This is a genomic window from Bradyrhizobium sp. (assembly GCF_019242285.1).
In the GTDB taxonomy this organism is placed as follows: domain Bacteria; phylum Pseudomonadota; class Alphaproteobacteria; order Rhizobiales; family Xanthobacteraceae; genus Bradyrhizobium.
On record NZ_JAFAVV010000191.1, the window covers coordinates 1 to 7,039 of the forward strand.

Annotated in this window: 6 protein-coding genes; 3 read left to right on the forward strand and 3 right to left on the reverse strand. The window is 61.7% G+C overall.

Annotation, left to right across the window (positions count from 1 at the left end):
• Both JOY90_RS07290 and JOY90_RS07295 read left to right on the forward strand, forming a co-directional pair.
• A partial coding sequence (locus JOY90_RS07290; protein WP_291690472.1) for a trypsin-like peptidase domain-containing protein occupies nucleotides 1-941 on the forward strand: 941 nt, incomplete at its 5' end.
• 51 nt (nucleotides 942-992) lie between these two features.
• Complete coding sequence (locus JOY90_RS07295; RefSeq protein WP_291690473.1) at nucleotides 993-2,378, forward strand: tetratricopeptide repeat protein; 1,386 nt, start codon at nucleotides 993-995, stop codon at nucleotides 2,376-2,378.
• A gap of 132 nt (nucleotides 2,379-2,510) precedes the next feature.
• On the opposite strand, the gene JOY90_RS07300 is transcribed toward JOY90_RS07295, so the two are convergent.
• Nucleotides 2,511-4,016, reverse strand: coding sequence for an AMP-binding protein (locus JOY90_RS07300; RefSeq protein ID WP_291690474.1), 1,506 nt, complete (start codon nucleotides 4,014-4,016; stop codon nucleotides 2,511-2,513).
• On the opposite strand from JOY90_RS07300, the gene JOY90_RS07305 reads away from it, so the two are divergent.
• Nucleotides 3,994-4,632: an AMP-binding protein gene (locus JOY90_RS07305; RefSeq protein ID WP_291690475.1), complete on the forward strand. Its 639-nt coding sequence runs from the start codon at nucleotides 3,994-3,996 to the stop codon at nucleotides 4,630-4,632. The genes JOY90_RS07300 and JOY90_RS07305 overlap by 23 nt on opposite strands.
• Before the next feature lie 269 nt (nucleotides 4,633-4,901).
• Here the strand turns inward: JOY90_RS07305 and JOY90_RS07310 are convergent, their stop codons facing one another.
• Together JOY90_RS07310 and JOY90_RS07315 are read right to left on the reverse strand one after the other, a co-directional pair.
• Nucleotides 4,902-5,984 (reverse strand): substrate-binding domain-containing protein, encoded by a 1,083-nt coding sequence (locus JOY90_RS07310; protein WP_291690476.1) that lies wholly within the window; start codon nucleotides 5,982-5,984, stop codon nucleotides 4,902-4,904.
• Nucleotides 5,960-7,039: ABC transporter permease (locus JOY90_RS07315; protein WP_291690477.1), on the reverse strand; the 1,080-nt coding region annotated here is incomplete at its 5' end. The genes JOY90_RS07310 and JOY90_RS07315, both read right to left, overlap by 25 nt.

Sequence of the window (7,039 nt, forward strand, 5' to 3'; positions counted from 1 at the left end):
GCTTTACCAAGACGATCGAATTTCCGCCCTATACCGCGGACGAGCTCGCCGCCATCCTGCGGGTGATGGCAAAACAACAAAACTTCGTTTTGCCGGATGATCTCGGATCCAGCCTCGGTCCGTGGATCAGGGTGGGCATGCGCAACAAATCCTGGGGCCAAGCGCGCGAGATGCGAACGCTGCTCGAACGCGCGCGCGAGGCCCAGGCCACGCGCATTGCGCATGACCCTTCAGGAGACGTGCGTCAGCTCGCCATGGCGGATATCGACGCGGCCATCCGGATTTCCGGATATCGCGAGATGGTGCCGGAGAAGATCAGCGATACCCTCGTCAGGATTCCGGCGCTCCCTCGCTCGGTCACCTCGCTGTCGGAGGGGGCGTCCGCTGTGCAGGCCGCGGTTGTCACCATCCAGACTGAAGATGGCCACGGGAGCGGCTTTTTCATCTCCAGGGACGGATATCTCCTGACCAACCACCACGTGGTGGAAGACAACAAATTCGTGACGATCAAGCTGACAACCGGCCGTCAGATGCCTGGTGAGGTGTTGCGGTCGCACAAGGCGCGAGATGTCGCCCTGGTCAAGGTGAACGAATCGGCCATGGAGGCCCTGCCGCTGCAGCTCGAACCGCCTGATGTCGCCGCCGAAGTGTATGCGGTCGGAACGCCGTTCAGTGAAGCGTATTCGACGACCATCAGCAAGGGTATCGTCAGCGCATATCGCACGGTGGACGATCTCAAGCTCATACAAAGCGATGCCGCCATCCATGGCGGCAGTAGCGGAGGAGCTATGGTGGACCGGTTCGGCAATGTCGTTGCCATCAGTGTTTCCGGAATTGCCAGTTCGGCTCAGAAGTTGGGCACAAGCATCAATTTCTTCATTCCCATCGCCGATGCGCTCAAGTTCCTCGCCGTTGAGCTGGTCAAGCAGGACGTGGCATAGCCGTAAACGAAGCAATCGGCCCCCGGGCTGGAACTGGAACGGACAAACCCGATGACAGCGATCGGCCGAACGGCGGCCCTGCATATCGCCTTCTGGCAGTACGATCCCTGGTACCGTCGCGCGTGGTTTGTCTGGCCGCAGGTGACAGCAATCCTCCTCGCGACCTGGCTTCTCGTGGGTCTCGGTCCCGAAGCGGCAGTTTCGGTGGGCAATTGGGCAAAGCCTGCCGATTGCACCAACGCGTCGACCCCGGGCTGCACAGCAACCCGGCGCGCCGTGTTTGTCTGGGACGATGAGGTCGGCAGACCGACCATCGCCAATCAGATCACGGTCATCGTCGACCGGTCGACCTTTCGAAATTCTGCCGCAGACGACCAGCCGAAACTCACGGCAGCGCTCGGCGCCTATTATCGCTTTGATTGGGCGAAGGCGATCGATATCCTGAAATCGGCGACCGCAACCGACCCGAACGTTCAGTTCGTCACGGCACTCGCTCTGCTGGTACCCAATTCGACCGACCAAACGCGCGACGCGGAGATATTGCTGCGCGAGGCGGCTGCCGGGGGACATCGTCAGGCCGGCAGCGTGCTCGGGCGCATCCTCTTCGCGGGCGCAGGCGGCTTGCCGAAGGATGAGACGGCGGGACGGAAGCTGATCGATGACGGGCTGGCGGCTGGCGAGCCGTATGCGATGCGACTTGCTGCTGCCGGATATGTCAGCGGCGAATTTGGCGGCACGTACGATACCGTCAAGGCGGTCGATCTCCTGCGCAAGGCGGCGGACAGTGGCGAACTCATCGCCATGGCGCAACTTGCCTATTGCATCAATACCGGGCGGGGCGGACTTACCCGCGACACCGCGAAGACGATCGACTATTTGCGACGCGCGGCGGATGCCGGGTTTGAAGGGGCACAGCTCACGCTGGCGCGGTGGTTCAGAGACCGGTATGGCTATCGAGAAAGCGACGATTTGCCGGAATCGATCAAGTGGTTCGAGCGGTCCTTTCGCCAAGGGCACTCGGTCTTCGCTCTCGGGGAGCTCGCCTATGTCCACAGATATGCGCGGGAGGCCCCGTGGTTCGACACCAAGCGCTCGTTCGAACTACTCCAGCTTTGCGCGCTCTACAGAAATGCCTATTGCCATTATTGGCTTGCCCGTGCCTACCACGAAGGTGCCGGAACCGCGCGAGACTACACCAAGGCCTACGCTTACTACACGGTTGCGAAAGAGCTCGGGCGGCAAGATGCAGCCCCCAACCTTCAGAGACTGGATGATTTCCTCCAACCTGCCATCAAGACCAGCGCAGCGGAGCTGGCGAAGAGCATTTCGGCGGGCCTCAAACCGGTGCCACGCGTGATCTTGCTGGAAACGGCGGAGACCGAGAGCGCAGGCCCGTCTCCGTGGCCGGATCCCACTCCCCGACCGGCATCACCTTGATCCGCTGACGAATGGTCCTTCGGGCTCGCAACCATTCAAGCGCGTGCCGAGGGATTCCGCGGCCAAAAATGGGGTGGCGAGTACCGGCGATCATGCGCCGATTCCGTGTACGAATACCATGCACACTTCTCCTCAGGAGAGCAGCGTTCGCGTCTTGGCCCGATCGATACGGCCGTCATTCAGGCGCGGCAGATCCTGGGCCAGCACCAGGTGCTTCGGCCGCTTGTAGCGCGCAATACGGCTTGCCACGAACGCGGAGATATCGTCGGCGGTGACAACGGCCCCGGCGCGCAAGACACAGACCGCCTTGATGGCTTCGCCCCAGTCCTTGTCGGGAACGCCGAAGACGATGGCGTCGGTGACCGCAGCGTGGGCCTTCAGTGCGGCCTCCACCTCTGCGGGATAGACATTCTCGCCGCCGGGCTTGATCAGCTCCTTGGCGGCGTTGCGCCCCTTGTACCAGAGATAGCCGTCGGCATCGAGGATGCCGTTGTCTCCAGTATGATGCCAACCGTTACGGAAGGTTGCCGCGGTATCGTCCGGGCAATTCCAATACCCCTCGAACACGCCAGGCCCTCGCACGACGATTTCGCCGATTTCCCCGTGAGGGGCGGGATGATCACTCTCATCGACGATGGCAACCGAGGTCAGGAGGAGCGGCCGGCCGGCGGAGCCTGGCCGCTCCTTGAAAGGCGCCATCGTCACATATCCCGACGTCTCGGTCTGACCGAAGCCGACAAAGAAGCGCGCAGCGGGACAGGCCGCCTCGAACCGTATAATCGTCTCTGGCATATCGAGCCCGGTCACCACCCGCAGGCTCGCCAGAGATTTTCCGTCGCCGGCCGCATCCAGCAGCGTATCAAGCATCGGTGCGAACTCAACGAAGAGCGTGACTCGCTCAGCGGACATCAGCCGCACCGCATCCTGTGCGTCGAATCGCGGCACGACGACGCTCGCCCCACCGGCACAGAGGCAGGTCAAGAGCAGGTTGATCCCCGCAATATGAAACAGAGGCAGCGGCGCATAGCTGACGTCTTCCTCACTGATCGACCAGGCGTGGATCGCCTGCATCGCATTGGCGAGAAGGCCGGCCTGCGATACAAGTGCGCCACGCGGGCGTCCGCTGACGGCAGCCGTGTGAACCATCACGATGGCGCCATCGTCCGCGCAAGGCGGCGGCGCGCCGGTACCGGCGGACAGGCGATCGCCGAGCGACACGAACGGCGGCGCGGCGAAACCCGCTCCGATCCAGTGCGATATGCCGGAAAACTCCGGCCGCGCGCTCTTGAATATCTCATGATGCGACGCATCGGCGACGACGAGTTTTGGAGCGGCGTCGCCGACGATGTAGGCGATCTCATCGGCGCTCAGCCGCCAGTTGATCGGGACCAGGATCGCGCCGAGCCAGGACGCGGCTCCGAGCAGATCGACGAATTCCGGATTGTTCTCGGACAGCACTGCAATGCGGTTACCGGCAGTGATGCCGAGCGCCGCGAGCGCTGCCGCAAGCCGCTCGACGCGGTGCAAATAATCGACATACGAAATCCTGTGGTCGCCAAAGACGAACGCGGTGCGGTCCGGACGAGCGATCGCATTCCGCCTGATGACATCGACGATGGAGGTTGTGCGCAGTCCCATAACGTACCTCTCAGGTCAGGGTCTGGATGATCAGGACAGGGACGTCGCAACCGGCTTGCCCGGCGAAATGGTCATACGGCATTCGGAAGCGACGCCGCGCCGCGACTTCTTTTCGGACTATCTTGCCGACGAACAGGCGACCACACATGCATGGCGGAGCGGCTGGTTTCATACCGGGGACACGGTTCGTCAGGAGCCCGATGGAACTCTCCATTTCGTCGACCGAAAGAAGAACATCATCCGCAGATCCGGCGAGAACATCGCCGCGGCCGAGGTCGAGGCCGTATTGCAGGCTCATCATCTGGTGAAGCAGGTGGCCGTGCTTGCGGTCCCCGACGACGTCCGCGAAGAAGAAGTGTTCGCCTGCATCGTCCTGCACGACTCCGTCCCCGAAACTGCGTCTACCGCTGAGCAGATGTTCGACCATTGCTTCGCGGAACTCGCCTACTTCAAGGCTCCGGGCTGGATCCAATTCGTCCGAAGCCGGCCGACGACGGGCACCCAGAAGATCCAGAAGCATCAGATCTTCCCTCCGGGGATCGATCCTCGCACCTCGCCCGATGTATTCGACCTGAGAACGCGCAAGAAGCGCGATCGCTCGACATCGCGACAGTGAGCATGCCGATCTTCTTCGAAGAAGGCGATCGGCCAGATCCATACAGCCCGCGACGGACCATCACCGGAACGGGCATCGCGCAATTTGCCGGGATCACCGGCGACTACAATCCGCTGCTGTCAAACGTGACGGTCCACTGTCGAACGGTGAGGCGAGCGCTATCATCAAATGTCGAAACTCGCCGAGTGACACAGCCGTTCGCGGCTGCGTTGGCTTCTTCGTCTGAAGAGGCAGCGGGCTCGCGCCTCGCCCGCTGCCATCAAGGACGACTACTTCGCGATGCAGGTGTCGACGTTCTTCGAGGTGCAAACGTCGAGGCCCGTATAGGTCGGATCCTGAGGAGGGGACTTGCCTTCCTTGACGTCCCTCAGTGCGAACATGGTCTTGTAGCCCATTTCGAACGGACGCTGCCCGACCTGGCCAAGCGACAACCCCTCCTTCATCTGGTCGATCTGAACCGGCAATGTGTCGGCAACCACCAACGCCAGCTCCTTCTTGGCGATCTTGTCCTTGAGGGGCGCGACCGCAGCGCGGTTCGCGTCCGGCACGAATTGCGGGAAGCCGCCCGTCGGAGTGAACGCATCCAGGCTCGGGTTCTTTGCCATGGTGTCCTGAAATTGCTGTACCGACAGAGGGAAATCATCGTTGGTGTAAAGCGGACAACCGTCGATCTCCTTCCAGCCATTCTGTCCGGTCAGCCGTTCCCCGGGCGACTGGGCAGACTCCTTGCCGGCCAGCGTGTCACGGATACCCTTCATGCGCTCGTTGTGGTTGGCTGCGGCTGCGCCTCCGGACTGGATGCAGATCGTGCCGCCTTTCGGCTTGATGGTCTGCACGATCTTGGCGATGTTGACGCCAATCTCGTAGTTGTGAGTGCCGATATAGGCAAGGCGCAGATCCTTGTTCTCGGGCAGCAGGTCCGAATCCCAGGTCAGCACAGGAATGCCAGCACTCTTTGCGGCCTGCAGCGCAACTGCCATCGCCGCCGCGTTGGATGGTGACACGGCGATGCCGTCGACCTTCTTGGCGACGAGGTCCTGCACGATCTGCACCTGCTCCTCGCCACCGCCATGTTCGCCGGGGCCGATATACATGCATTGGAAGGCCCCTTTGGAATCGGCTTCCGCCTTCTTGCATCCGTCGCGCGCCTGGTCGAAGAATGGATTATTCATATTCTTGGGAACGAGCGCAAAAGTGAACTTCTGCTGCGCGCAGGCCTGTCCTCCCGTCAGCGCTGAAAGCGCTACGGCGGCCATCAATACATGTTTATGCACGTGTCTCCTCCATGTGTTTTGTCCCCTTCTCTGACAGTGCTGTCGTCGGACTCCTAACCCCGCTTCCAGGCAACCCACCCGCGGATCGTAGCAACAAGCGACGTTCCGCTCGTCTGCATGCCAAGAAGCACGGCAATGACGATGAACATGCCAACGAAGGCACCCTGCCAGTTCGAGTCGATGCCGGCCATCAAAAGCGCATTACGGATCACCTCGAGGAAGGCCGAGCCGATCACGGCACCAAATGCCGTTCCGTAGCCGCCCATCAGGTTGGCGCCGCCGATGACTGCACCGGCGATGACGCGAAGCTCGTAGCCGGTTCCCATCGCGTTGATGGCCGAGCCGCTGTAGCCGAGGAGCAGCAGCGAGGCGATCGAAGCCGTGAAAGACGAAAACACGTACGCCTCGAACTTGATCCAGTCGACGGGTACGCCGGTCAGGCGCGCGGCGCTCTCGTTGGAGCCGATCGCATAGAGATGGCGCGCCCACGCGGTGAAAATGAATAGGCCGCCGACAATGAGAGCAAGGATCACCATCACCCAAAAATGGGAGGAGAACTCCGGCATCCAGTGCGGCGCCCAACCGGCTGGCGCATGCAGCGGCCATTTCGCCTGGCCGATTGCCCTGACGATAGGCGCGTCTGGACCAAACTGGTACAGCATCTGGTTGCCGGAAAGCACGACGGCGAGCGAGCGCGCGATCGACAACATACCGAGCGTCACGACGAAGGACGGCATGCCAATATAGGCAACAAAGAAGCCGTTGAAGGCTCCGCACGCCAGTCCCGCCAGCAGCCCTGCTGCGAAGGCAACGTACCAGGAATGATGCCAGGTCAGCAGCAACCCGGTGACTATGGCAACGAGACCCATCACCGAGCCGACGGATAGATCGATGCCCCCGGTGATGATGACCACGGTCATGCCGAGACTCATGATCGCAAGCGGCGCGAAGTTGCGTGTGATATTCGTCAGATTATCGGCTGTGCCGAAGGTCGGCTCCAACCAGGTCATGAACACCACCAGAGCAAAGAGTGCGGCGGCCACCCAGAAGGCCTGATTGGTCATAACGCGGTGGAGGGCACTCTGCTCGCGGGTGTTGACGATATCGCTGATTGCGGCGTGCGTCTCTTCAGT